Consider the following 24,255-nt stretch of genomic DNA (forward strand, 5'->3'; position numbering starts at 1 on the left):
GCGCTTCCGCCCCGTCGCCTGCCTTCCCGAGGGAGTTCCGCCATGTCGGTGTCCGAGGCGTCAGCCGCCCGGGACGAGACCGTCCGCACGCCGCTTCCGGTCCTCGGAAGCGATGTCCTGGTACCGCTGGTGACCGGCGGAGAAGTGCCGTACGCCGCCCTGGACTACGCGGCGAGCACCCCGGCGCTGCAACAGGTCTGGGACGACATCGCCGCCTACGCCCCCTACTACGGCAGCGTGCACCGCGGGGCCGGCTATCTGTCCCGGCTGTCCACTGATCTCTTCGAGCAGAACCGGGCCACCGTCGCCCGCTTCCTCGGCTGCCGCCCCGACGACCAGGTGATCTTCACACGGTCCACCACCGACTCGCTCAACCTGCTGGCCGCGGCCGTCCCCGACGGAACGAAGGTGTTCGTCTTCGAGACCGAACACCACGCCTCACTGCTGCCGTGGCGGCGGAGCGACGTCCACTGCCTGCCCGCGCCCCGCAGCCGTACACACGCCGTCGAACTGCTCGAACGGGCGCTCACCGGCCTCCGGGGGCCCGCGCTGCTGTGTGTCACGGGGGCGTCCAATGTGACGGGTGAACTCTGGCCGGTCCGCGAACTGACCGAAGCCGCCCACCGGCGGGGCGCCCGGGTGGTGCTGGACGCCGCACAGCTCGTCGCGCACCACCCGGTGGACATCGCCGGACTGGACGTCGACTACGTGGCCTTCTCCGGCCACAAGCTGTACGCGCCGTTCGGCTCGGGAGTCCTCGCCGGCCGCGCCGACTGGCTGAACCGCGCCGAGCCGTATCTGGCCGGGGGCGGTGCGAGCAAACGGGTCGTCCGCCGCGCCGGCGGCACGCTGGACGTCGAGTGGCACACCGGCACGACCCGCCACGAGGCCGGCTCCCCCAACGTCATCGGCGTCCACGCGATCGCCTCCGCCTGCCGTACCCTCACCGCCGCGGGCTTCGACCGCCTCGCAGCACGGGAGCGCCGGATGGTCGCCCGGGTCACCGAGGGGCTGGCGGGGATCGGCCCGGTGAAGGTGCTGTCCCTGCTGGGCGAGGACTGCCCACGGGTGTCGGTCATCGGCTTCGTGGTCGCGGGCTGGAACAGCTCGCACCTGGCCGCCGCGCTCTCCGCGGAGTACGGGATCGGCGTGCGGGACGGGCTGTTCTGCGCCCACCCGCTGGTCCGCGTCCTGCTGGGCGGCACACCGACGGACCAGGGCCACTGCGGCGCCCCCGAAGCCGCCCCGGGAGAGCCCTCGCTCAACGCCCTCCGCGTGAGCTTCGGCGCCGGAACCCCCGACGAACACCTGGAACGCTTCCTGACCGCCCTGACGGAACTGATCCACCACGGCCCTCGCTGGAACTACCGCACAGAAAACGGCCGCTGCGTCCCGGCGCCCTGAACTCACGCGAAACCGGGACCTCGGGCCATGAGGGGCACAGACGGCGCGTCAGGACCAGGTGAACGAACGAGGCGGCGCAGCGCCACCGGCCCGGTCCGGACATGACGCAGCGGGGGGCCGCAGGGCCGGGTGCACGAAGAGGCGCGGCGCGCCACCGGCCCGGTGGTCCGGACATGACGCAGCGGGTGCCGCAGGGCCTGGTGGACGCAAGGGGGCGGGCCGCAGGGCGGAGTGAACGTCAGGGGGTGGGGGCGCAGGGGTGGGGGGTTCCGGAAGCTTCCGTGTATTTGTGGCCCGCCAGGGCCGTAAATATACGTTCCGGGGCGGCGCCCCCCCCGGGGGCCGCCCCCCCGGAGCCCCCACCCCCGAAACCCACCACACACCCGCACCCGACAAACCGGCCCCGTACAACAGACGCCCGCAGACCCCCGAGCGCGCGCCGCACGGCGAGACCGCAGCGCCCCCCACCCCCGTCAATACACCGGCATCCCCGGATCAACCCGCTCCGCCCACTCCACAATCCCGCCCCCCAGATGCACCGCATCGGGATGCCCGGACTTCCGGGCCACCGCCAGCACCTCCGCCGACCGGATCCCCATCCGGCAGAAGAAGACGACCTTCCGGTCGTCGGGCAACCGCTCCACCGCCGCACCCCCGTCGAAGAACTCCCCCTTGGGGATCAGCACCGAGCCGGGAAGGTCGGAGAACGCGTGCTCGTCCGGTTCGCGGACGTCGACCAGGTACAGCGGTACCTCCCGGTCCAGCAGGTCCTTGAGCTCGTCGACGGAGATCGTGTGCTCCCGGGCCGCCTCCGCCGCTTCCGGCGAGAGCAGCCCGAAGTACGGTTCGGCGGCCGTCAGTTCGGCCGGGCGGACGGCCGCGGGATCGCGCTCCAGGGGGACCGTCCGGCAGCCGCCGCTCAGCGCGTCGTACTCCGTGATCCGGCCCACGAGCGGCTCGCCTCCGCCGGTCAGCAGCTTGACGGCCTCCACCGCCAGCGCCGCCGACAGCCAGCCGCCGAGGACTTCCAGGAACCCGGCCATGCCGCGGAAGTACGGCGCGGGCGGGGCCGGATGGAGGTCCCGGTAGGTGGGTCCGTGCGCGTCCCAGAAGACCCCGACGCGCCCCCGGAGACGGTCCACGCCGCCCCAGACGAACGGTTTGCCCAGGCGGGCGCAGACGTCGTCCACCAGGTAGCACCGGGCGGGGTCCTCGCTCGCGCAGAGCACCACGTCGTAGTCGCGGAGGACCTCCTCCGCGGTGCCGGCGTCCAGCCGGGTCCGGTGCGTCACCACGGTGACGGCGGGATGGGTCTCGCGCAGCGCCGCCGCCCACGCGGCGGCGCGCGAGTCCTGCGGCACCGGGCGGCCGTCGGGGCCGGGCCGCCCCGGGCAGCGGTCCCACGTGCGCAGCGGCGCGCCGTCGGCGATGCCGAGCACGCCCACACCGGCGTCGGCGAGATGGCCGAGAGCGGGCGCGCCGACCTCGTCGGCGCCGATCACCAGAACGCGGCCGTTCTTCAGCCGGCGCTGACCCAGCGCGCCGATCTCGGCGAGGATCAGCTGTCGTGCGTGCCGGCGCACATCGATGTCTCCGAGTTCTTCGACCGGCTCGACCAGGGGCGGGAAAGGCATGGGACTCCTCATTCGGAAATCATGCGGAACGGGGGTGCTGACGACATCACTCGCGGTCCTTCTTTCCGCCGGGCCCCCTTTCCGTCCTGCCCTGTTTCGGCCACGCTCCCTTTCCGTGACGCCCCGCAGCGGCGAACCCGTCCCGGCGGGAAACGGAGCGGCCACGACCGGCGCAGAGAATTCCCATTCCCCCCCTCGCATCGCCCCCGCCGCCCGCACCGGCCATCCGCACCGGAAGAAGACACTCCGGATGCGAACCGAAAATGACCTTCCACACCGAACAAGGCCCTTGGGCTTCTCCACGAAACGGAAGGAAAACCAACCGTTCAGCGACGGACCCGAAGGCGCGTCCACCCGCTCCCGGCTATTCCGAAGCGGCGCCGCCCCACCGCGGTGTGTCGAGGATTTCCACCACGGCACAGCCCCAGTTGAACCCGTACCCGGTGCCGGCGAGCACCACCCGGTCACCGGGCTCCACCGCACCGGTCGCCACCAGATGGTGCAGACCGAGGGCCTGGTCCCCGGCTCCGAGATGGCCGATGCCGCGACCGAAGTCCCAGGTGGTGCGCTCGTGTCCGACGCCCATGCCGGCGAGCACGCTCCACCAGCGGACGGTCTGGCCCACGTTCGGCAGGACGAAGCGGCGGACCTCGGCCAGTTCGGTCTTCGCCTCGGACAGTGCCCGGCCCATGCAGTCGCCCACTCCGCCGGCGACCTGCTCGGAGATCTTCTCCAGGTCGCGCAGCCGGGAGCGCATGAACAGCTTCTTGCGCGACCGCATGTCCAGCGGCTTGTCCCCGGACGCCGGAGCGTCGCGCAGCGAGCGGCCCCGGTACATCTCCTCCAGCGTCGGATCGGCCGTCAGCACGGTGGCCAGGACGCGGGCGAAGCCGGGGCGCCGGGTCAGGACGGTTGCCGTGGCGCCGTCGGCCATGACCGTGCCGCTCTCGCTGCGATAGCGGTCGAAGCCGGGGTCGCAGAACCGCTCGCCGGTGGTGAGCAGCACGGCCGCGTCGTCGTCGCACGCCGCGAGGTAGGCCGCGCCCAGACTGAGCGCGGCCACACCGCCGTTGGACTTCTGGTCCACATCGACGGCCGGCGCGTTCCCGCCGATCGTCTGCTGCTGGATGTACGAGGCCGGGGTCCACATGTCCTGGCCCTGGTAGTAGGTGCTGGCGTGCAGGATCATGCGGACGTCGGCGGGGCGTGCCGCGCTCCGTTCCATCGCCTGCCGCACCGCACGGACCGCCATGTCGGGGGCGAACTCGTCGGAGACGACGGCTCCCAGCAGGGCGTTGGCCGTGTATTCGGCGGACGGATAGCGCCCCTCGGCGACGGCGTCGGCCAGATCGGTCGGCCGGCCGAGCCGGACCCCTATCGCGTCGAGGTAGATGTCGTTCAGAAGCATGCCCAACCTCCTCATCACCGTGCGGCACGAGCAGGCTCGCGGGGATCGCACGCATACGGGTCAGTGACAGCGCCACGTCCCACCCGGTGACCGGGCTCCGGGGCCGTGGCGGAAACGCAGGGCAGGACCGGCGGCCGGCCCGGGAACAGGACCGCTGCCCGTGCCGGCGCCGGCCGCCGCGCCACCCTCACAGATGCGCCCCGCCGGCGGTCTCCAGCCGTTCGCCGGTGATCCACCGGGCCTCCTCGGAGGCGAGGAACGCGACGGCGTCGGCGACATCCGCGGCCCGGCCGAGCCGCCCGAACGCGCTCTGGGCCGCCGCGTCGGCCGCCGCCGCGGGGTCCCCGCGGAACCGGTCCCCGTGGAAGTCCGTGTCGATCAGCCCCGGTGCGACGGTGTTCACGGTGATCCCCCGCTCCCCCAGGTGCCGGGCCAGGGAGTGGCCGAACACCTCGAGGGCGCCCTTGCTCAGGGCGTAGCCGATGATCCGGGGGTGTGCCACCCGGGCGGCGAGCGAGGAGATGTTGACGATCCGTCCGCCGGGTCCCATCAGGGGCAGCGCGCGCTGGACGATGAAGACCGGCGCCCGCACATTGACGGCGAGGGCGCGGTCCAGCTGCTCCGGGGTGAGGTGTTCGATGTCCCCGGAGCATCCGATGCCGGCGTTGTTGACCAGGATGTCGAGGGCGGTGCCGCCGGTCTGCTCGCGCAGCCCCGCTTCCACCCCGGCGAACAGCACCTCGGCGGCGTCGGGGGCGCCGAGCTCGGCCCGCACGGCGAACGCCCGTCCGCCGTTCCGCTCGATGGCCGACACGGTGTCCTTCGCCGCGGTTCCGTCGTGCCCGTAGTGCACGGCGACCACGGTGCCGGGCCGGCCCAGGCGTTCCGCCGTCGCCCGCCCGATGCCGCGGCTCGCCCCCGTGACCAGTGCTGTCCGAGCCACTTCCGCTGTCACGCATCCCCCTTATGTGCCGCGCGCAGAGCGCACAACGAACCCTCCGGCGGCGGGCGGCGGCGCCACCGGGACACGGCGGTGCGGCCGCTCGGTCACCTGGAGCGGTGCCTTGACGGTGTCGGGATTCAGCCGGGTACGGCTGGGGATCATGGATGAACGGTTCGGCGTTCCCGCCGCGGTGCCCCGCAACTTCCGTCCGGTGGACGGCACACCGTAGGCAGAGATCGCTTCCGGTGTTCAGCGTCGTGCGCTTGGTGCGAATACGGCTGTTCACATACGGGCGGCCACAGACCCTCACGCGACGCGGCCGACGCTCCACGCGTGGGCCGAATCGGCAGCCGGGGCCACCGGGCACGAACATTAACACGGTGTGTCGTGGCGGAGGCAAGCGTTCCTGAGCTCCTGCAACGACCTTTGCCAAGGCATGAGTTGAGGCTTCGGGGAGCTCCTCCCGAACCGCCGGGAAGCGGAGCGGGAGGCCCCGGCCGACGGGTGCGCACGGATGGCACGAACGGGGCGCGGTGGCATCCGTCGACTGCTAGGGTCGCCGGGCCGGTTGTGCGGGACCGGTGCGAACCGGACAGGTGTCGCACGGGCTTCCGGACGCTGCCGGACGCTGCCGGACACCGTTCATCGCAGGCCGGGCCCGGTGCGGCACCGCGACGCCGGGTCATCGCGCCGCCGGTCATCGCGCGGTCGGGTCATCGCGCGGTCGGCGTCGCCGGCAGGGAGGCCGGGAGCAGCGTCCCGCCCGACAGCGCCCGACGGAGCGAGCACCGCGCACGAGGCAGCCGACGGCCGGGCACAACGACCCAGGCCCGGCACAGCGCGTCACCCGCACCACACAACGCCCCACGCACCAGGCTCGAGAACCCACGTACCAGCAGCAGCACCGTCGTCCGACACCGACGACACCCGGCACCACACTGACGGCCCCTCCGGACGGCCCGCGTTCCGTGCCTGTTGCGCGGGCGGCGGTACGCCCGGGGACAACGCACCCGGGGAGAGACGCATGCACGGGACACCGCCCAGGTACAGCACGCCGCCCACGTCCGGTGAACCCCGCACGCCCACCGGGCAGGTGGACGTGCTGGTGGCCGGGGCGAGCACCGTCGGCCTGTTCACCGCGATGTTCCTGGCCCGGCACGGTGTCCGGGCCCTGGCCGTGGAGCGGCACACCGCTCCGCTCGCCCACCCGCGCGCCATGGGTGTCGGCCCCCGGACCGTGGAGCTGCTGCGCGAGGCCGGTATCGACGACGCGGTGGACGCCCGCTGCGTGGACATGTCCGGCAGCAATCTGCAGATGTTCTCCACGCCCACCCTGGCCACGGCCGACCTCGACGCACTGGCCGAAGCCGCGCCGCCGCGGACGGACGACTTCCGGGACATCACCCCGCGGACACTCCGCGGCACCTGCCCGCAGGGCCGGCTGGACACCGTGGCGATCGACGCCGCCCGCGCCCACGGCGCCACCGTCTCCTTCGGCACCGAGCTGCTCTCCTTCGTCCAGGACGAGGAGGGGGTGGAGGCCGAACTCAAGTGCGCGGAGGGCTCGTTCACCGTGCGGGCCCGGTATCTGGTGGCGGCCGACGGGGCGCGCAGCCCGGTGCGGTCCGCCCTCGGCATCGCCGCCTCCGGACCGGGCGAGCTGGGACAGCCGCTGGTGAGCGTGCTCTTCCGCAGCGATCTGCGGGACCTGACCGGCAGCCACACCTTTGTCATGTGCGACATCACCACGCACGAAGCGGCGGGCGGCCTGCTGCCCGTCGACGGCGACCGCGAGTGGATCTACCACACGCGCTACGACCCGGCGGCCGGCCAGTCGCTCCAGGACTTCACCCCTGAGCGCTGCCGTGCGCTGGTCCGCTCCGCCGTGGGCGTGCCGGGTCTGGAGGTGGAGATCGTCGACGTCCTGCCGTGGCAGGTCCGGGCGGCGGTCGCCGACCGGTTCCGCTCCGGCCGGGTCCTGCTCGCCGGGGACGCGGCCCATGTCATCCCGCCGGTGGGGGCGTTCGGGATGAACACCGGGGTGGCCGACGCGCACAACCTGGCGTGGAAGCTGGCCGCGGTGCTCCGGGGCGCCGCCGGGCCCGGCCTGCTGGACACCTACGAGGCGGAGCGCCGCCCGGTGGCGCTGACCACGATGGAGCAGTCGCTGCTGCGCCTGGACGACCCGGGTCTGCACTGGGGCCGGGGCCCCGAGGCCGCTCGTGCGCGGGCGGCGGCGGGCGCCCTCAACGCACCGGTGGTCCACCTCGGTTACCGCTACGACTCCGCCGCCGTCGTGGACGCCCGGCCGGCCCTGCCCTCCACGGAGGACATCGGACGCGCCCTGGACGGCGCCCCGGGCTCCCGGCTCCCGCACCGGTGGCTCCGGCGGGGCGAGGAGGTCGTGTCCACGCTGGATCTCGTCGGAGGCGGCTTCGCCCTGCTCACCGGGCCGGACGGCGGGGCATGGCTGGACGCCCTCCCGGGAGCGGCAGCCGCGCAGGGGGTCGCGGTGGCCGGTCACCGGATCGGGGGGAAGCCTCGTGCCGTGGGCAGGGGGAAGGCGGGTGCCGTGGACGGCGGTGGGAAACCGGGTGCCGTGGGCGGCGGCGCCGGCCGCAGCGGCGCGGCCGGGAACACCGGCCCCACCCACCCCATCGACAGCCTCACCCATCCCACGGACGACCTCGCCGATGCCGTCACTCCCTGGACCCACTCCGTCGGCATCAGCGGCTCCGGGGCGCTGCTGGTGCGTCCGGACGGCTTCGTCGGCTGGCGGAGTCCCGCGCTCGGCGAGGCCCCGGGCGAGGAGTTGCGGCGGGCGCTGGCCGCGCTGCTCTGCCGAGCGCCCGCAGAGGCCTGACGGGGCTGCGGGAACGGGACCGCACGTTCGCGCACAGACGGACGCCGATACGCGGACCTGCCGCCCCGGCGGTACGGGGCGGCACGGGCTCGCGCGGCCGAAGGTTCACGGGGCCGAGCACCCGGGCGGCCACCGGGCAGGCCCCGCCCAGCCGTCAGGAATCGAAGACCGGCATGGACTCCCCGCCGGGGTTCCACTGCTTCAGGAACGCCTCCTGGCGGGAGACGTCCATCATCTCCAGCCGTACTCCCAGGCTGTCCGCACGGTGGTACGCGTACGGCCGGCCGTACGGGCAGCCGGTGAACTCCAGGGGCAGCCCCTCGTCGGCCAGCCGGCGGGAGCTCTCCTCCACCGAACGGGTCCAGAACCCGACGTGATCGCACCGGGCGCCCAGGGAGGAGTCCCAGGGACTGCCCTCGGGGCCCTGGATCAGCTCGAAGTGCGGGGGCCCGGTGCGGGAGAACGCCATCCGGTACTCCCAAGGGCCCAGGGAATCCTCCTTGATGGGGCTCCACTCGGTCCGGACCGTCCGGCTGAGATCGTCCATGGCGCGCTCGATGTCCGGTACGACGAAGCAGACGTGGTAGAACACGGTCCCGTCTCCCCCTCTCCTGTGGTGTGTGGTCGTGCGGTTGCCTTCCGCCGGGGTCCGGCGGGGCACTCGGCCCCCGGCCGCCCCGCCGTCCCCGAGCCCGTCAGGTCCGGAGCAGGGAGCGGACGTGTCTGCCGTAGTCGGACCCGGCCGACAGCCCGTCCGCGAGGGCCCTCAGCTGCTCCTTGCCGATGTAGCCCATGTGGTACGCGGTCTCCTCCAGGCAGGCGATCCGCAGTCCCTGGCGCTTCTGCAGTACCTGCACGTACTGGCTGGCCTCCAGCAGGCTGTCGTGCGTACCGGCGTCGAGCCAGGCGGTGCCGCGCCCGAGCCGTACGAGCCGGCCGCGGCCCTCCGCGACCAGCATCCGGTTGACGTCGGTGATCTCCAGTTCCCCGCGGGCGGACGGGGAGATCTTCTCCGCGCAGATCAGGGCGTCGTTGCTGTACATGTACAGCCCGGTGACCGCGAGGTTCGACCGCGGCTCGGCCGGCTTCTCCTCGATGTCGAGCAGCCGGCCGTCCTCGTCGAGGGCGGCGACGCCGTAGCGCTCGGGGTCGGAGACGGGGTAGCCGAAGACGGTGCAGCCGTCCACCGTCCCCGCGGCCTCCCGCAGGGTTGCGGGCAGCCCCTGCCCGTAGAAGATGTTGTCCCCCAGGATCAGGCAGACGTCCTCGTCGCCCGCGAACTCGCGGCCGATGAGCAGCGCCTCGGCGATGCCGCGCGGGGAGTCCTGGGCGGCGTACCGGAGGTCCAGGCCGAACCGTCCGCCGTCACCCAGCAGGTGCCGGAAGGATTCGAGGTGCCGGCCGTCGCTGATCACGAGGATCTCGCGCATGCCGGCGAGCATCAGCACCGACAGCGGGTAGTAGATGAGCGGTTTGTCGTAGACCGGGAGCAGTTGCTTGGAGCTGACGGAGGTCAGAGGCAGCAGCCGGGTTCCGGACCCTCCGGCCAGCAGTATTCCGCGCATCGTGGTGAGTTCCTTTCCGAGGTGACCGGGCGGGACCGGGGACCGGCCGGTGTCGGGGACCGGCCGGTGTCGGCGCAGTCGGAGGACGGGGCTCAGACCGTCGAGGAGAGGGCCCCCGCACGGCCGCCGGCCCCGGTCTCCGCACGCCGGACGAGGGGACGCCACCACCGCGGGTTGTCCCGGTACCACCGGACGGTGGCGGCCAGCCCGGACGCCAGGTCGTGCCGCGGCGCGTAGCCGAGTTCCTCGCGGGCCTTGCTCCAGTCGACCGAGTAGCGAAGATCGTGCCCCTTGCGGTCGGGCACCTGCCGGACGGCGGACCAGTCGGCTCCGCACGCCGCCAGCAGCCGCTCGGTCAGCTCGCGGTTGGACAGTTCGGTGCCGCCCCCGATGTTGTAGATCTCCCCGGCCCGGCCCCGGGTGCGGACCAGTTCGATGCCCCGGCAGTGGTCCTCGACGTGCAGCCAGTCGCGGATGTGGCGACCGTCGCCGTACAGCGGCACGGTGAGCCCGTCGACGAGCCGGGTCACGAAGAGTGGGATCACCTTCTCCGGGAACTGCATCGGCCCGTAGTTGTTGGAGCAGCGGGTCACCCGCACGTCCAGGCCGTGGGTCCGGTGCTGGGCGAGGGCCAGCAGGTCGGAGGAGGCCTTGGACGCGGAGTAGGGGGAGTTCGGGAGCAGTGGGTGGGTCTCCCGCCAGGAGCCGTGCTCGATCGAGCCGTAGACCTCGTCCGTGGAGACGTGCACGAAGGTCCGTACCCCGTGACGCAGTGCGGCGTCCAACAGGCACTGGGTGCCCAGCACATTGGTGCGCACGAAGCCGCCGCCGTCCTCGATGGAGCGGTCGACGTGGGACTCGGCGGCGAAGTGCACCACGGTGTCGACGCCGGGCAGCAGCCGGTCGAGCACCGCGCGGTCGGTGATGTCGCCCTGCCGGAACCGGAGCCGGCGGTCGTCGGTCACGTCGGCGAGATTGTCGAGGTTCCCGGCGTAGGTCAGCTTGTCGAGCACGGTGACGGCGTCCGCGCCGGAGTCCCGGAGCAGCATCCGGGTGTAGTGGGATCCGATGAACCCCGCTCCCCCGGTGACGAGTAGGTGCATGGAAGGGTCTCCTTCGGTGCGCGGAGAGGAGGGAAGGGGAGGACGGGCCGACGGCCGGGGTGGCGGGCCGTTGCGGCGGACGCCGGAGGTCCTGCACCCGGGCGTCCGCGGCCACGGTGCGACGGCCTGCGCCGGCGCACCGTCAGGACAGCTTCTCGACGATGCCGAGCACCTCCGCCGGGGCGGGCATCGCGGCGATCTCCCCGGCGAGTTCCGCGGCCCGCTCGCGGTAGGACGGGGTGGTCAGCAGGTCCTCGGCCGCCGCGGCGACGGTCCGAGGGGTGTCCTCGCCGGGCAGCAGCATCCGGGCGGCGCCGTATCCGGCCAGCCGCTCCGACGGCGGCACCAGCTTGGGCATGTTGGGGATCAGCAGCTGCGGTACGGCGGCGGCCATGCCGGTGAGGGCGGTGCCGCCACCCGCGTGGTGGACCAGCAGGTCACAGCTGCGGGCGACGACGTCCAACGGCAGCCAGCCCGCCCGGACGCCCAGCCGCCGGGTGAGGTTGCCGGCGACGGCGGCCGGGGCGGCGACGACGATCTCGGCGTCCAGCTCCCCGACCTTTCCGACCAGTTCCACCAGGTAGTCGTCGAAGTAGCCGAGGGCGACCTTGGTTCCGGCGGTGATGCACACCCGCCGGCCGGCGGACCGGCCCAGCATCCAGGGCTCCAGGGGCTGCTGGAGGTTGCACGGCACATAGCGCATGGGCTGGGCGGCGGGCGCGTCGGCGGGGCGGACGCTCGGCGGGCAGATGTCGATCCACAGGTCGGCGGCCGGGACGCCGTCCAGGCCCAGCCGGTCCAGTTCGGGGCGCAGCTCCCGTTCGGCGGCGGTGTCGAAGGCGGGCGGCTCGCCGGAGTCCCAGGAGTGGCGTACGTACGGCACGCCGAGCCGGGCGGCGAGCAGGGGCGCGGAGAAGCAGAGCATGCCGCCGACGACGAGGTCGGGGCGCCACTGTTCGGCGAGCCGGCCGAGCGGTGCCAGGTAGGCCGCGGCCATCCGGCCGAAGCCGCGTCCGATGTACTCCGCGTGCTCCGACGGGCCGGCCGGTGCCGCGACCGGGGAGCCGGAACGGTCCGTGGAGAAGTGCTCCCGGATCGGGACCGGGGAGACGGAGAGGCCGGCGAGGCCGGCCCCGGCGACGGCGTCCGCCGTCTCGTCGTTGCAGGCCACGATCACCTCATGACCGGCGTTGCGGGCGGCCGTCGCCAGCGGGGTGAGCGGGAAGACCGTCGCCGGGCTGCCGCCGGTGACGAAGAGGATGCGCATGGACACCACCTGATCTGAGGCGCTTCGGAGCGTCGAGCGGACGGGGTGCGGTCCGTGGGACCCGGTTCCGGCCGGTCCGGAGCCGGCGGACGTGCGTGGCGCGTCCGGCCGTTCCGCCCTCCGGGGCGGTCCGCCCGGCCGGGCGGGGGCGGTTCCACGGTCGTGCGGGGTGGACGTGCGCGGCGGTGGTGCGGTCGTGCGGGCCCTGCCGCGCGCTCCCGCGCGTCCGGCAGGCGAGATCGGAAATACCGGAATACCCGGCACCGGAGGCCGGCGTCAGCACGCCGAGAACCGGCTCCGGAGGATTCTCCCGCACTTCGCCGCACCGCTTCGGCACATCAGGATCAACGATGTTCGGCGAATATCCGGAAGGTGATCGTCAATTACCCGCCGATGTTGTCGCAGCGCGTGCGACCAGGAGCGCTTCGCATTGATGGAGCCATCTTCCGAGTGGCGGGAGGCTCAGCATATACAGACTCCCGCCAAACCTGACAGAAGCAGGAGAAGTTGACTGACCGCAGCCACTCTCCCGCTTGAAATTGCCGCATATCCTGGCAAAAGGCAATGAACAACACTCACACTCCGCTCCCCATATGACGCTCTGTCACCCATTCCCCGCCGCAGCCCCATCCCCGACGATGGCGCGGACCGCACCCCGGCAACGCCTGCGCACCCTTGAATGTGACTTGGGTCACGGTATATTGACGTTATGATCACGGCCCCTTAGATTGCAGCAGCATTGCGAGCCGCACCGCCTTCGCCGCCGCTTGCTCATTCCTTACCCGGCACCCGGATTCATTGCCGACGCTTCACGTTCACGGCCAGCGATTCGAGTAAGGGAATCTCGCGAATCCATTGCCTATTTGCTGGTTCTGGCGGGGTGCCAGGACCCGTTGACCCGATGCAGGGGGGACATGTGGGGGGAGACGGGGGAAACACAGCCGTCGGACGGCCGGCGGCCGGGGACGAGACGGACGACCGGCCCCTGCCGTTACGCGGACCCGCCCGGGGCACGTCCGCCGCACCACCGGTCCCGGACCTGTCCCTGGCCACGGCGCCTTCGGCCCGGGAGCCGTCCACGGCGCCACCGGCCCGCCCATGGTTCGGCGCCGGGGCCGCCCAGCAACCGGTCTGGAGCAACCCCTGGCTGCTGGAGAAGGTCCGGCGGGAGCTGAGCGGACGGCCCGGCCCGGTGGCGGCCGCGGACACGGCCCGGCTGCGGTCCCTGCTCGCGCAGGCCGCCGCGGGGCGGATGGGGATCGTCCAGGCGGGCGACTGCGCGGAGGACCCCGCCGAGTGCACCGCCGCCCACGTCCGCGCCAAGGTCGCGCTGCTCGACACCCTCGGCCGGGACCTGGAGGCCCGGTCCGGTCTCCCGGTGCTGCGGATCGGCCGGATGGCCGGTCAGTTCGCCAAGCCCCGCTCCCGGCCCACCGAGCGGGTCGGCGGACGCGAACTCCCCTCCTACCGCGGCCCCCTGGTCAACGGCCCGGCACCCACCGACGCGGACCGGGCGCCGGATCTGCTGCGCCTGACGACAGGTCACCACCTCGCGGTATCGGTCATGAACCACCTGACCGAGCTGGGCCGGGGCCCCGGCGCCCCGGACGAGGCCGTCGTGTGGACCAGCCACGAGGCCCTGCTGCTCGACTACGAAGTGCCGCTGCTCCGCAGGCTCAGCGGCGGGGACCTGCTGCTGTCCTCCACCCATGTGCCGTGGATCGGCGACCGCACCCGGCAGCTCGACGGCGCCCATGTGCGGCTGCTCTCCTCGGTGATCAACCCGGTCGCGTGCAAGGTCGGGCCGGCGCTGACGCCGGACGAGCTCCTGCGGCTGTGCCAGGTGCTCGACCCCGGCCGCGAACCCGGCCGGCTGACGCTGGTCGCACGGCTCGGCGCCGGCCTCGTACGCACCGGGCTGCCGCCGCTGGTCAGGGCGGTGCGCCGGGCCGGGCACCCGGTGATCTGGCTGTGCGACCCGATGCACGGCAACACCGTCCTGGGCGCCCGGGGCCGGAAGACCCGTGCCGTCACCGCGCTGATCCGTGAACTGGAGGGCTTCCAGGACGCGGTACGGGCGGAAGGCGGCGTCGCGGGCGGGGTCCATCTGGAGGCCACACCGAACGCCGTCGCCGAGTGCGTCCGGGACACCGGGGACGAGCCGGGCGACCCGTACACCACCCTGTGCGACCCACGGCTCAACCCGGAGCAGGCCCGGGCCGTCCTCGCGGCCTGGCGCCGCCCGGCGGTCCGGCCGGAACAGCCCGGACCGGCCCTCGGTGTCCGGTGCCGGGGGCACCTCCCGGCGGTGCCCGGCGCAGCGCCACCGGGCGGGCCGGCGGCCGCGGTGCCGCCCCGGGCGGACGTTCCGGGCACACCGCGAGGCGCGGTGCCGGGCGTCGCGGAGCCGGGGTGACCCGCACCGGACGGCCCGGGCCCGGACCGGGGCGGCCGGTCGGGCCGGCCGCCCTCGGAACCCCGTAGGCAGCCGCCGCACCGCCCCGGCCGCACCACGAGTACCCCGTACCAGCACGGTCCCGACCCCTTTCCCGAGGACAAGGATGCAGATGGGCACGGAAGACTTCTCCGGCAGAGTCGCCCTCGTGAGCGGTGCGGCCGGTGGCATCGGCGAGGCCGTGGTCCTGGCACTGGCGGAGGCCGGCGCCTCGGTGGCCGCGGTGGACCTCGACGCGGAGGCACTGGGGGCGCTGGAGCGCACGGCCGGCGCCGGGGGCACCTCGGTCACCGGCTTCGTCGCCGATGTCGGGTCGGCGGAACAGGTCGGGACGGTGGTCTCGGAGGTCGAACGGCGCCTCGGCCCGATCGACCAGCTGGTCAACTGCGCCGGGGTGCTGCGGGCCGGCTCCGCCCTGTCCCTGACGGAGGAGGACTGGGCGCGGACCTTCTCGGTCAATGCCGGCGGGGTGTTCCGGCTGTCCACCGCCGTCGCCCGGCGGATGGCCGGGCGGGAGCGCGGCGCGATCGTCACCGTCGCCTCCAACGCCGCCCACGTGCCCAGGATGCACATGTCCGCGTACGCGGCGTCCAAGGCAGCCGCCGTGGCGTTCACCAAGAACCTCGGGCTGGAACTGGCCGCCCACGGCATCCGGTGCAACGTGGTGGCCCCCGGGTCCACCGACACCCCCATGCTGCGTGCGCTGTGGCACGACGAGAGCGGTCCCCGCCGTTCGCTCGACGGGGTGCCGGAGGAGTACCGGGTCGGCATCCCCCTGGGCAGGTTCGCCCAGCCCTCGGACGTCGCGCACGCCGTGTGCTTCCTGCTGTCGGACCGGGCCTCCCACATCACCCTGCACGACCTGGTCGTCGACGGCGGCGCGGCACTCGGCGGCTGATCCGGCGGGGCACCGACACCTCGCACCGCCGTCGTGCCAAGCCACCCGACGTCCTGCCGATCCGCCCGTCGTACCGGCCTGTTCATCGGACCGCCCCCGCGTCACCTCCGCCCGGGCCCCGCTCCGTACCGCCGCTCCGCCGCGCCACCCTCCGGTTCCCGAAGCCGACGACCCCCGAGAGGAGAGCTCCGGCCTTGACCATCCCCGCCATCGCTCCGTATCCCATGCCCCGGCAGGAGGATCTGCCGGCCAACACGGCGCCCTGGAAACCCGATCCGCGCCGTGCCGTGCTGCTGGTGCACGACATGCAGCGGTACTTCGTCGAGCGGTTCCCGGCCGGCCGCGAACCCGGTACCGCGCTGGTCGCCCATACCGCGGCGCTGCTGCGCCGCTGCCGTGCGGACGGTGTCCCCGTGGCCTACACGGCACAGCCCGGGAACATGACCGAGGAACAGCGGGGCCTGCTCGCGGACTTCTGGGGCCCGGGCATGAACACCGCCCCCGAGCACCGCCGCATCGTCGACGCGCTGGCTCCCGACCCCGCCGACGCGGTGTTCACCAAGTGGCGCTACAGCGCCTTCCAGCGGAGCGGCCTGCTCGATCATCTGCGGTCCTCGGGCCGCGACCAGCTGATCCTGTGCGGTGTCTACGCCCACGTCGGCTGCTTGATGACCGCCGTGGAGGCGTTCAGCCACGACATCGAGACGTTTCTCGTCGCGGACGCCGTCGCCGACTTCTCGCCGGAGCACCACTCGATGGCGCTCGACTACGCGGCGGCGCGCTGCGCGGTCGTGCTCTCGACCCGGGCCCTGCTGGCCGGACTGGACCGGTCGCAGCTCCTCGGCCGGGCCTGACGGCCGGCTTCCTGTCGGGCGCCCGGCACAAGGCGCCCGAGCCCGGTTCCCCTGTCGGGTGCCCGCCACGGGCCCCCGTCCACAGCGCGTCTTCCGGAGGGCAGGCGTCATGACGCACGAACGGGCACGTCACCTGCAGTTGCTGGACCGCTTGGCCGCTCCCGATCCGCCCGCCTACGCGCTGCTGCACCGCCCGGAGGCCGCCGGCCGGCGGGTCGAGATCCTCCTCGGCGAGATGTCGGCACCGCACCGGCTCGCCGACCTGCCGCTGTCCGAGCCGGGCCGGGTCACCGGCCGGCCGCGGCACGAACTGCTCGCGCTGGTCCCCTACCGGCAGATCTCCGAGCGGGGGTTCAGCTGTCACGACGACGGGGCGCCCCTGCTCGCCCTGACCGTGACGGAGCAGACCGTCTGCCCGCTGGACACCGCCCTGGCGCACCTCCCGGACACCCCGATCAGCCTCGCCGGCGCCCACTTCGACATCGACGACGCGGCGTACGCCGCCATCGTCCGGCGGGTGCTGGCGCAGGAGATCGGCCACGGCACGGGCGCCAACTTCGTCATCAAGCGGTCCTTCCTGGCGGAGGTCACCGACTTCTCGCCGCGCACCGCGCTGACCCTGTTCCGCCGGCTGCTGACCGTGGAGCGGGGCGCGTACTGGACGTTCGTGGTGCACACCGGGGACCGGACGTTCGTGGGCGCCACCCCGGAGCGGCACGTGAGTCTCTTCGACGGGACGGCCGTGATGAACCCGATCAGCGGCACCTTCCGGTACCCGCCGGCCGGGCCCGGCCTCCCCGATGTGATGCGGTTCCTCGCCGACCCCAAGGAGGCGGGCGAACTGTCCATGGTGGTCGACGAGGAGCTGAAGATGATGGCCCGGATCGCCGACCGCGGCGGGCGGATCGTCGGGCCGTTCCTCAAGGAGATGGCGACGCTCGCGCACACCGAGTACCTCATCGAGGGCCGCACCTCCCGGGACGTGCGGGACATCCTGCGGGAGACGATGTTCGCGCCCACGGTGACCGGCAGCCCGCTGGAGAGCGCCTGCCGGGTGATCCGGGAGTACGAGCCGCAGGGGCGCGGCTACTACAGCGGGGTCGCCGCGCTGGTCAGCCGGGACATCAACGGCGGCCACTCACTGGACTCGGCGATCCTGCTGCGCACGGCCGACCTCTCCGGCGGGTCGCTGCGGATCGCGGTGGGCGCGACCCTGGTCCGCGACTCCGACCCACGCTCGGAGGTCGCGGAGACCCACGCCAAGGCGCAGGGCGTGCTCCGTGCCCTGGGCGTCCACGGCGGGTCCGGCGCCCCGGCGGCGGCCCCCGCACCCCACCTCGCGGTCCACCCCGACGTCCGCAGGGTGCTCCAGGCACGCAACGCGGACCTCGCGCCGTTCTGGCTGGACCGGTCCGGCCAGGAGCGGAGCGCCTTCATCCGGCCGGAGTCGGCCGGCCGTCGGGCGCTGATCGTCGACGCCGAGGACACCTTCACCGCGATGCTCGCCCATCAACTGCGCGCGCTCGGCCTGGACGTCGAGGTGCGCCGGTTCGACGAGCCGTACCGGACCGAGGGGTACGACCTGGTCGTCATGGGCCCCGGACCGGGCGATCCGCGGGACCGGGACCACCCCCGGATCGCCCGCCTGCGGTCGACGATCCGCCGGCTGCTCGCCTGCCGCACCCCGTTCCTCGCGGTCTGTCTCAGCCACCAGGTGCTGGGGCTGCTGCTCGGCTTCGGCCTGGTGCGGCGGGAGCGCCCCAACCAGGGCGTGCAGCAGGACATCGACTTCTTCGGACGGCGGGTGCGGCTCGGCTTCTACAACACCTTCGCCCTGACCTGCGACACCGACGCGGTGCGGTGCGACGGCGTCCCCGGGACGGTCGCGGTGAGCCGGGAACAGCACACCGGTCAGGTGCACGGGCTGCGCGGACCGGCCTTCCGTTCCCTCCAGTTCCACGCCGAGTCGGTGCTCAGCCGGGACGGCATGGCGGTGCTCGGCGAGGCGGTCACCGCACTGCTCTCCGGCTCCCCGCACAGCAGCGCGCCCGTCCCGGTCGACTGACCCGCCCGGGCCTCCCCTGCCCGTCGGGTCCTCCGTCCCACGAGTCCCCCGTCCCCGCTACGCACGAGGTCGAACAGTGTCGAAACTTGTCATCGCCGGTGGCGGCATCAGCGGACTGGCCGCCGCCCTGGGCATCGCCCGCCACGGTCACCGCGTCGACGTCCTGGAGCGCAACGGCGCCTTCGCGGAGCTGGGCGCCGGAATCCAGCTCGCGCCCAACGCCTTCGCCGCGCTGGACCGGCTCGGCGTCGGAGCCGAGGTACGGAGCACCGCCGTCCATATCGACGATCTGCGGCTGATGGACGCCCTGTCGGGATCGGTGCTGGCCGCCCTGCCGCTCGGCGCGGAGTACCGGAAGCGGTTCGGCCATCCGTACGCCGTCGTGCACCGCGGCGACCTCTACGCACCGCTGCTGCGCGCCTGCCGCGAGCACCCGGGGATCCGGCTGCGGGCGGACAGCACCGTGGTGGGCTTCGAGAACGCGGCCGCGTCGGTACGCTGTCTGCTCGCCTCGGGTGAGCGGATCGAGGCGGACGGTCTGATCGGCGCGGACGGCATCCGCTCGGCGGTCCGGCGGCAGTTGCTCGGCGACGGGGACCCGCGGGTCTCCGGCCACACCATCCACCGCGCGGTCGTGCCGATGGAATCCGTCCCCCGTGCCCTGCGGTGGAACTCCGTGACGCTGTGGGCCGGTCCGGGCTGGCACCTGGTGCACTACCCGATCGCCGGCGGCACGACGCTGAACCTCGCGATCGTCCGGGACGACGGGGCCACGACCGCCGTCTCCGGGCTCCCGGTGCGCCGCGCACACGTGCTGGAGAGCTATGCCGAGGTCCGCGGCACCCCGCGCGACCTGCTGGAACTCGGACAGGACTGGCGGACCTGGGTGCTGTGCGACCGCGACCCGGTGCGGCGCTGGGCGGAGGGGCGGACGGTCCTCATCGGCGACGCGGCGCACCCCATGCTGCAGTACGCGGCCCAGGGCGCCTGCCTGGCCCTGGAGGACGCCGTGGTCCTGGGCGACCTGCTGGACTGCGGGTCCGAGGAGATCGCCGACCGGTTCGCCCGGTTCACCGCCGTCCGCCGGGAGCGCACCGGCCGCGCCCAGGACGCCGCGCGGTGGATGGGTGAGGCGCTCTACCACCCGGCGGGCGAGGCGGCCGAGGCCAGGAACTCGCTGCTGGCACCGCTCTCCACACCGGATCTGCTCGACGCCGTGGCCTGGCTGCACACGGCCCGGATGGACACGTCCCCGGAGCCGGACGGGGGTGCCGCGGCCGGTACGTCAGGGGATCGCGTCATGGGACCGTGATGGGCAGGCCGTCAGCGCGTCAGGGTCACGACGCGGGAGGACTTGAGGACGCGGCCCTTTGTGTCCAACGCCTGGACCCGGAAGTACAGTCCTGCGTCACGCGTCGGGATCGCCGTCTCGAACCCGGTCCGCCGGGCGTGCCGCACGACCACCGACAGGGAATCGGGGTCCGGCCCTGCCAGCACCCGCCACGCCGTGGTCTGCGTCGAACCGTTCCAGGAGGCGTGGACGACGCTGTTCCCGCCGTCGGACGTCGCCACCACGCTCGGCGGATAGGAGGGCTTGCCGACCCACGTGTTCCGGAAGGCCCGGTACGAGATGTTGGAACCCGGCAGCTTCGCGTCGTAGAGCAGGTTCTCCGAGCCGTTGCCCTGCGTGTTACCCGCGTTGGCGTATTCCGAGTAGTACGAGCTCTGGCCCCATCCGATGAACTTGTTGCCGTTGTCCAGGGCCTGGGTGTTCCCCTGGGACGCCGAGAACAGCGGTGGCCGGTGGTAGTACGTCCGCGCGGCGGTCGCGCGGCGGCGGTCGACGTCCAGGTCCAGGACCAGGCCGTGCGACTCCTGTTCCGGTGTGCCGTCCGGCTGGTCGCAGCAGCCGTCGTCGAACAAGCTGATCTTCCCGTCCGGCCCGAACCGTGCGTCGTGCTGCCAGGAGAAGTCCGCGTCGGGGCCGAAGGTGAAGTCGCTCTTCCTGCCGCCGAGCTGCCAGCCGACCTTCCCGGTCTCCCGGGAGATCGTGTAGATCGCCCAGAAGTTCCGGAGCGAGGCCAGCAGCTCCCCTCCGGGGCCCTCGTCGATCGAGTTCAGGTGGAAGGCGTCCCATACCCCGCCCGACGTCGAGGCGTCGGAGGCCGATACCTCGGAATCGGCGGGGTCCAGGTGATCCAGGAGGTCCCAGGAGAAGACGAGCCTTCCCGTCTCCAGGTCGACCTCCTGGATCTCGCTGTCCAGGATGGACCCGTCCTCCGGCCCCCCGTAGGGGCGGAGATCCATGGGGACCGGCTTCGTCGCGATGAACAGTGCGGTCCCCCTGCGGGTCAGGAGGAACTCGTGCTCGTCCGGGGAGAAGCCATGATGCGCGAAGACCGTCTTGAGCAGGCGGTAGTGGTCGTCGTAGATGTAGTAGCACCCGCCCGGTTCGGGGGCACCGCCCGGCAGGTTCGTATAGGTGGGCGGAATGGCGATGGACCCCTGCCACCAGGTCAGCACCGGCTGCGCCTTCCCGGACCCGGGGCGGTGATAGGTCTGGACCTTGAAGTCCGCGTTCTGCAGGTCGGGGGAGGGCAGGGGACGGAACCAGACCGGATCGCCGGAGTTGTCGGAGATCAGCGCCCCCGTCTGACCGACCACCGCGGTGCCGATGGCATAGGGGCCGACGAAGATCTCGCCCCGGGCGGTCCCCGGCTTGTGCGCGGTCACCGTGACCCGCTGGGGGTGCAGGCCCGGCTCGGAGACGAAGCTCCAGACGTCGCTGCCCGAAGTGATCGGCGGCGGGGTGGTCGCACTGCCGGTCGGGGGAGCGGGCTCCGTCGCGCACAGGCGCGGCCGGTCCGGTCGCGGACCGGCCGCGGCGGGGGGCGGGCAGCTCAGGAAGGCGAACCCAGCGGCCAGCGCACAGGCCCCTGCGGTACGGCTCACCCTTCTCCTCCTGCGAGCCCCCGGGCGCCCCTCCGCCATGTCCCGTCTCCTCACGGCCGTGTCTTCCGTCTGCGTCGCTCGAGAAGTTGCTGTGGCGACGGTAGGCGCCACCGCCGGCTTGCGCCCGTGACAGGACCGCGCAGTGGGCCATTCGGACGCGGTGGCGGCGCCTCACGGAGAGACCGGGGCGCTCGCCGCCACCCGGTCCGAGCTCCTGCTGCCAAACCAAGGGTGCTGCCGGACGGGCCTGCGGACAGCCGGGCGGCACCCGGCCGGAGGCACCAGCGCCCTCCTCTTCGCCGTCCGGCCCGGCGGTGCAAGGGTCACGCGGGGCCAACAGGCCGGTGCATGGGGGGTGAGTCCCCTCGTCCGGCGGACATCCGGATGCGATGCTCGCCCACCGGCCGTCCCCTGACGGGGGATCGGCGATACGGAGACGGCCGGTGGACTCGCGGTGACAGCGGCCGGACACGATCCGAGCCGTCGCGCAGCGGCCGGGGGTGCACGCCGGCATGACGGCAGGTGCGAGATCAGTGCGGACCTTGTGTCACCTCCTTCGAGGATAACCTAGAAGCCCTCGGTTTATACCTAGCCTGCGTAGGAACTCTGTTTCGTTTGCGCTGCGAAGAGTCCGAAGCGGCCTGGAATGGCCGCTGGTTGACGGTTCACCAGGACACCTGCCCACGACCAAGCTCGGCGAGCACCACGCGTTCGCGGCCGGGAACGGTGACATCGTCGGCGCCGCCCACCGGAGGCGCCCCGACTGCCGCATCCCGCGGTCGGGCCGGGTCGCACGACGGTGACGCCCGGTCAGCACCGGCCGGCGCCGGACAGGACCGGTCGGCGCAACCCTGAGCCCCCGGGCCCGGGTTTTCCGGCGGCACGGCCGGGCATCCGGGAAACCTGCGTGCACCGGCGGCGCCGGTGCCGGATCATGGGCGTGACGCGCGCCGGACGACCGTCCGCGCCCCTCGACCGAGCCGGAGGACACCCTGCCGACCGACGCCCCGCCACCCCGGGCCGAGCCCGCCGCGGCGCACGACGCTCTGCCGATCCGGCTGACGATGGACGACAGCGACTCCCCGTCGGATGTCGTGGACGCGCTGTTCCTCGGCCGGTTCGCCAACGGTGAGCAGCCGTACTCCCGCAGCACCTCGATCGACCGGGTCAAGTCCGGGGCGACCCTGCTGCCCGAGGCCGCCACCGTGCTGCGCTCCGCCCGCGACGACGACCGCAGCGCGCTGCTGGCCGAGGGCGACGGCTGGACGCTGCTGGTGTCCCGGTGGAACCGCGGCGCGGATGTCACGGTGACGGCGGTCGACGACGCACTGGCCGAGGAGGTGCTCCGCCGGAGCGTCGACGGCGCGGAGGACGAGCCGGAACCGCAGCCGGAGAACGTGACGATGGGCTTCTGGTACGTGTCACCGCGGCGCGGCCCGCACCGGACGACCCGGCAGATCTCGGCCGGGACGTGGGAGGAGATCCGGCCGAACTACACGGCACCGGTAGCCGACGCGATGGACCGGCTGATGAAGGTCACCCCGGACGACATCTCGGGCCGGCTCCTGCTGCTGCACGGCCCGCCCGGCACGGGCAAGACCTCCGCCCTGCGGACCCTGGCACGCTCCTGGCGCGACTGGTGCCAGGTCGACTGCGTCCTGGACCCGGAGCGGCTGTTCAACGACGTCGGCTATCTGATGGACATCGCTATCGGCGAGGAAGAGGGCACGGCGAAGGGCCGTTGGCGGCTGCTGCTCCTCGAGGACTGCGACGAGCTCATCCGCGGCGAGGCCCGGCACACCGCGGGCCAGGCGCTCTCCCGGCTGCTGAACCTCACCGACGGACTGCTCGGACAGGGCCGCAACGTGCTGGTGGGCGTCACCACCAACGAGGACCTCGAACGGCTCCACCCGGCCGTGGTCCGGCCGGGCCGGTGTCTGGCCCGGATCGAGGTGGGGTCGCTGACCCGTGGCGAGGCGGTGCGCTGGCTCGGCACGGAGCAGGGTGTCGGGCGGGACGGCGCAACGCTGGCGGAGCTGTTCGCCCTGCGGCGCGGCACCGGCCCGGCGTCCGTCCTGCCCCACCCGGCCACGGGAGCGGACGCGGGGCTCTACCTCTGACCTTCCGGCCGTCGCCGCGCACCGACCGGCCGCCTCCGGCTCGGGCTCCTGTCCCTGTCCCTGCTCCGGCTCCGGCTCCGGCTCCGGCTCCGGCTCCGGCTCCGGCGGGGCGTATATCTCCGGCCTCAGGCTTCCCGCCGGGCCCACCAGTGCTGATGTGCCTGCCGGTGCTGCCGGGCCCGCCCGCGCTTCGGGCCTATCGGGCCTGCGGGGCCCGCGGGGCCTGCGGGGCCTGCCGGGCGGGCCTCGCCGTCACCCTGCGATCACGGCCGGTCGGTGCCGTAGGCGGCACGCAGGGCGTCCTCGACGGCTGCGAGTGCCGCGGCATGGTCCAGGCCCAGGCGGTGGACCCGCCCGGCGTAGGCCGAGGCGGCCGCGGCGGCTTCCCGGTCCGCGGCCTCCCCGGCAGCGGCGACGAACGTCCCGTTGCGGCCGCGGGTCTCGATCACCCCGTCCGACTCCAGCGCGCGGTACGCCTTGGCGACGGTGTTCGCCGCCAGCCCCAGCTCCTCGGCGAGCCCCCGGACCGTCGGGAGTTTGTACCCGACGGGCAGCGCGCCCGAGCGGGCCTGGTCCGCGATCTGGGCGCGGACCTGTTCGTAGGGTGCCTCGGGAGAGTCGCCGGCGACGGTGACCTTCAGGCTCACGGGGGACTCCTCACACTGCGCTGAGCTGTTCGGCACCATCGTCTCGCACGCCCGGGCCGGCGTCCCGGCGTGTCGTA

General features: G+C 73.2%; 17 protein-coding genes. 8 read left to right on the plus strand and 9 right to left on the minus strand.

The window, feature by feature from the left end; genetic code table 11:
• Nucleotides 1-48: 48 nt before the first annotated feature.
• Nucleotides 49-1,404: an aminotransferase class V-fold PLP-dependent enzyme gene (locus ACFYYR_RS09425; protein ID WP_388849306.1), complete on the plus strand. Its 1,356-nt coding sequence runs from the start codon at nt 49-51 to the stop codon at nt 1,402-1,404.
• 473 nt (nt 1,405-1,877) lie between these two features.
• On the opposite strand, the gene ACFYYR_RS09430 is transcribed toward ACFYYR_RS09425, so the two are convergent.
• From ACFYYR_RS09430 to ACFYYR_RS09440, 3 genes are all read right to left on the minus strand, one after another.
• Complete coding sequence (locus ACFYYR_RS09430) at nt 1,878-3,038, minus strand: ThiF family adenylyltransferase (protein WP_388849002.1); 1,161 nt, start codon at nt 3,036-3,038, stop codon at nt 1,878-1,880.
• Nucleotides 3,039-3,402: 364 nt separating this feature from the next.
• Nucleotides 3,403-4,446, minus strand: coding sequence for a ketoacyl-ACP synthase III family protein (locus ACFYYR_RS09435; protein WP_388849005.1), 1,044 nt, complete (start codon nt 4,444-4,446; stop codon nt 3,403-3,405).
• A 187-nt stretch (nt 4,447-4,633) separates the two neighbouring features.
• Nucleotides 4,634-5,401, minus strand: a complete 768-nt coding sequence (locus ACFYYR_RS09440; protein ID WP_388849008.1) for an SDR family oxidoreductase — start codon at nt 5,399-5,401, stop codon at nt 4,634-4,636.
• A 1,012-nt stretch (nt 5,402-6,413) separates the two neighbouring features.
• Between ACFYYR_RS09440 and ACFYYR_RS09445 the strand changes: the two genes are divergently transcribed.
• Nucleotides 6,414-8,252 carry an FAD-dependent monooxygenase gene (locus ACFYYR_RS09445; RefSeq protein WP_388849010.1) on the plus strand — a complete coding sequence of 613 codons (1,839 nt, stop codon included), beginning with the start codon at nt 6,414-6,416 and terminating at the stop codon, nt 8,250-8,252.
• A gap of 154 nt (nt 8,253-8,406) precedes the next feature.
• Here ACFYYR_RS09445 and ACFYYR_RS09450 read toward each other — a convergent pair whose 3' ends face one another.
• From ACFYYR_RS09450 to ACFYYR_RS09465, 4 genes are all read right to left on the minus strand, one after another.
• Nucleotides 8,407-8,844, minus strand: coding sequence for a VOC family protein (locus ACFYYR_RS09450; protein WP_388849013.1), 438 nt, complete (start codon nt 8,842-8,844; stop codon nt 8,407-8,409).
• A 103-nt stretch (nt 8,845-8,947) separates the two neighbouring features.
• A complete protein-coding gene (rfbA, locus tag ACFYYR_RS09455; RefSeq protein WP_388849016.1) occupies nt 8,948-9,817 on the minus strand; it encodes a glucose-1-phosphate thymidylyltransferase RfbA in 870 nt (289 codons plus the stop codon).
• 92 nt (nt 9,818-9,909) lie between these two features.
• Entirely contained in the window at nt 9,910-10,920 is a 1,011-nt protein-coding gene (gene rfbB / locus ACFYYR_RS09460) for a dTDP-glucose 4,6-dehydratase (protein WP_388849019.1), read from the minus strand.
• 142 nt (nt 10,921-11,062) lie between these two features.
• The gene (locus tag ACFYYR_RS09465; protein WP_388849022.1) at nt 11,063-12,187 is read right to left on the minus strand and encodes a nucleotide disphospho-sugar-binding domain-containing protein; all 1,125 of its coding nucleotides are present in this window, start codon (nt 12,185-12,187) and stop codon (nt 11,063-11,065) included.
• A gap of 916 nt (nt 12,188-13,103) precedes the next feature.
• Here ACFYYR_RS09465 and ACFYYR_RS09470 point away from each other — a divergent pair.
• The 5 genes from ACFYYR_RS09470 (at nt 13,104) to ACFYYR_RS09490 (ending at nt 19,771) form a co-directional block, all read left to right on the plus strand.
• Entirely contained in the window at nt 13,104-14,603 is a 1,500-nt protein-coding gene (locus ACFYYR_RS09470) for a 3-deoxy-7-phosphoheptulonate synthase (protein WP_388849025.1), read from the plus strand.
• 151 nt (nt 14,604-14,754) lie between these two features.
• Nucleotides 14,755-15,540 (plus strand): 2,3-dihydro-2,3-dihydroxybenzoate dehydrogenase, encoded by a 786-nt coding sequence (locus ACFYYR_RS09475; RefSeq protein WP_388849028.1) that lies wholly within the window; start codon nt 14,755-14,757, stop codon nt 15,538-15,540.
• 194 nt (nt 15,541-15,734) lie between these two features.
• On the plus strand, nt 15,735-16,394 hold the full coding sequence (locus ACFYYR_RS09480; protein ID WP_388849031.1) for an isochorismatase family protein: 660 nt from the start codon (nt 15,735-15,737) through the stop codon (nt 16,392-16,394).
• 109 nt (nt 16,395-16,503) lie between these two features.
• The gene (locus tag ACFYYR_RS09485) at nt 16,504-18,459 is read left to right on the plus strand and encodes an anthranilate synthase family protein (RefSeq protein WP_388849034.1); all 1,956 of its coding nucleotides are present in this window, start codon (nt 16,504-16,506) and stop codon (nt 18,457-18,459) included.
• Nucleotides 18,460-18,535: 76 nt separating this feature from the next.
• A complete protein-coding gene (locus tag ACFYYR_RS09490; protein ID WP_388849037.1) occupies nt 18,536-19,771 on the plus strand; it encodes an FAD-dependent monooxygenase in 1,236 nt (411 codons plus the stop codon).
• An 11-nt stretch (nt 19,772-19,782) separates the two neighbouring features.
• Here ACFYYR_RS09490 and ACFYYR_RS09495 read toward each other — a convergent pair whose 3' ends face one another.
• Nucleotides 19,783-21,411: an arylsulfotransferase family protein gene (locus tag ACFYYR_RS09495; protein ID WP_388849040.1), complete on the minus strand. Its 1,629-nt coding sequence runs from the start codon at nt 21,409-21,411 to the stop codon at nt 19,783-19,785.
• 992 nt (nt 21,412-22,403) lie between these two features.
• On the opposite strand from ACFYYR_RS09495, the gene ACFYYR_RS09500 reads away from it, so the two are divergent.
• Nucleotides 22,404-23,531 (plus strand): DUF5925 domain-containing protein, encoded by a 1,128-nt coding sequence (locus tag ACFYYR_RS09500; RefSeq protein ID WP_388849309.1) that lies wholly within the window; start codon nt 22,404-22,406, stop codon nt 23,529-23,531.
• Between the two features lie 263 nt (nt 23,532-23,794).
• Here the strand turns inward: ACFYYR_RS09500 and ACFYYR_RS09505 are convergent, their stop codons facing one another.
• The gene (locus ACFYYR_RS09505) at nt 23,795-24,178 is read right to left on the minus strand and encodes a GntR family transcriptional regulator (protein ID WP_388849043.1); all 384 of its coding nucleotides are present in this window, start codon (nt 24,176-24,178) and stop codon (nt 23,795-23,797) included.
• Nucleotides 24,179-24,255: the final 77 nt, after the last annotated feature.

It is taken from the genome of Streptomyces sp. NPDC001922 (assembly GCF_042891165.1).
In the GTDB taxonomy this organism is placed as follows: Bacteria; Actinomycetota; Actinomycetes; order Streptomycetales; family Streptomycetaceae; genus Streptomyces.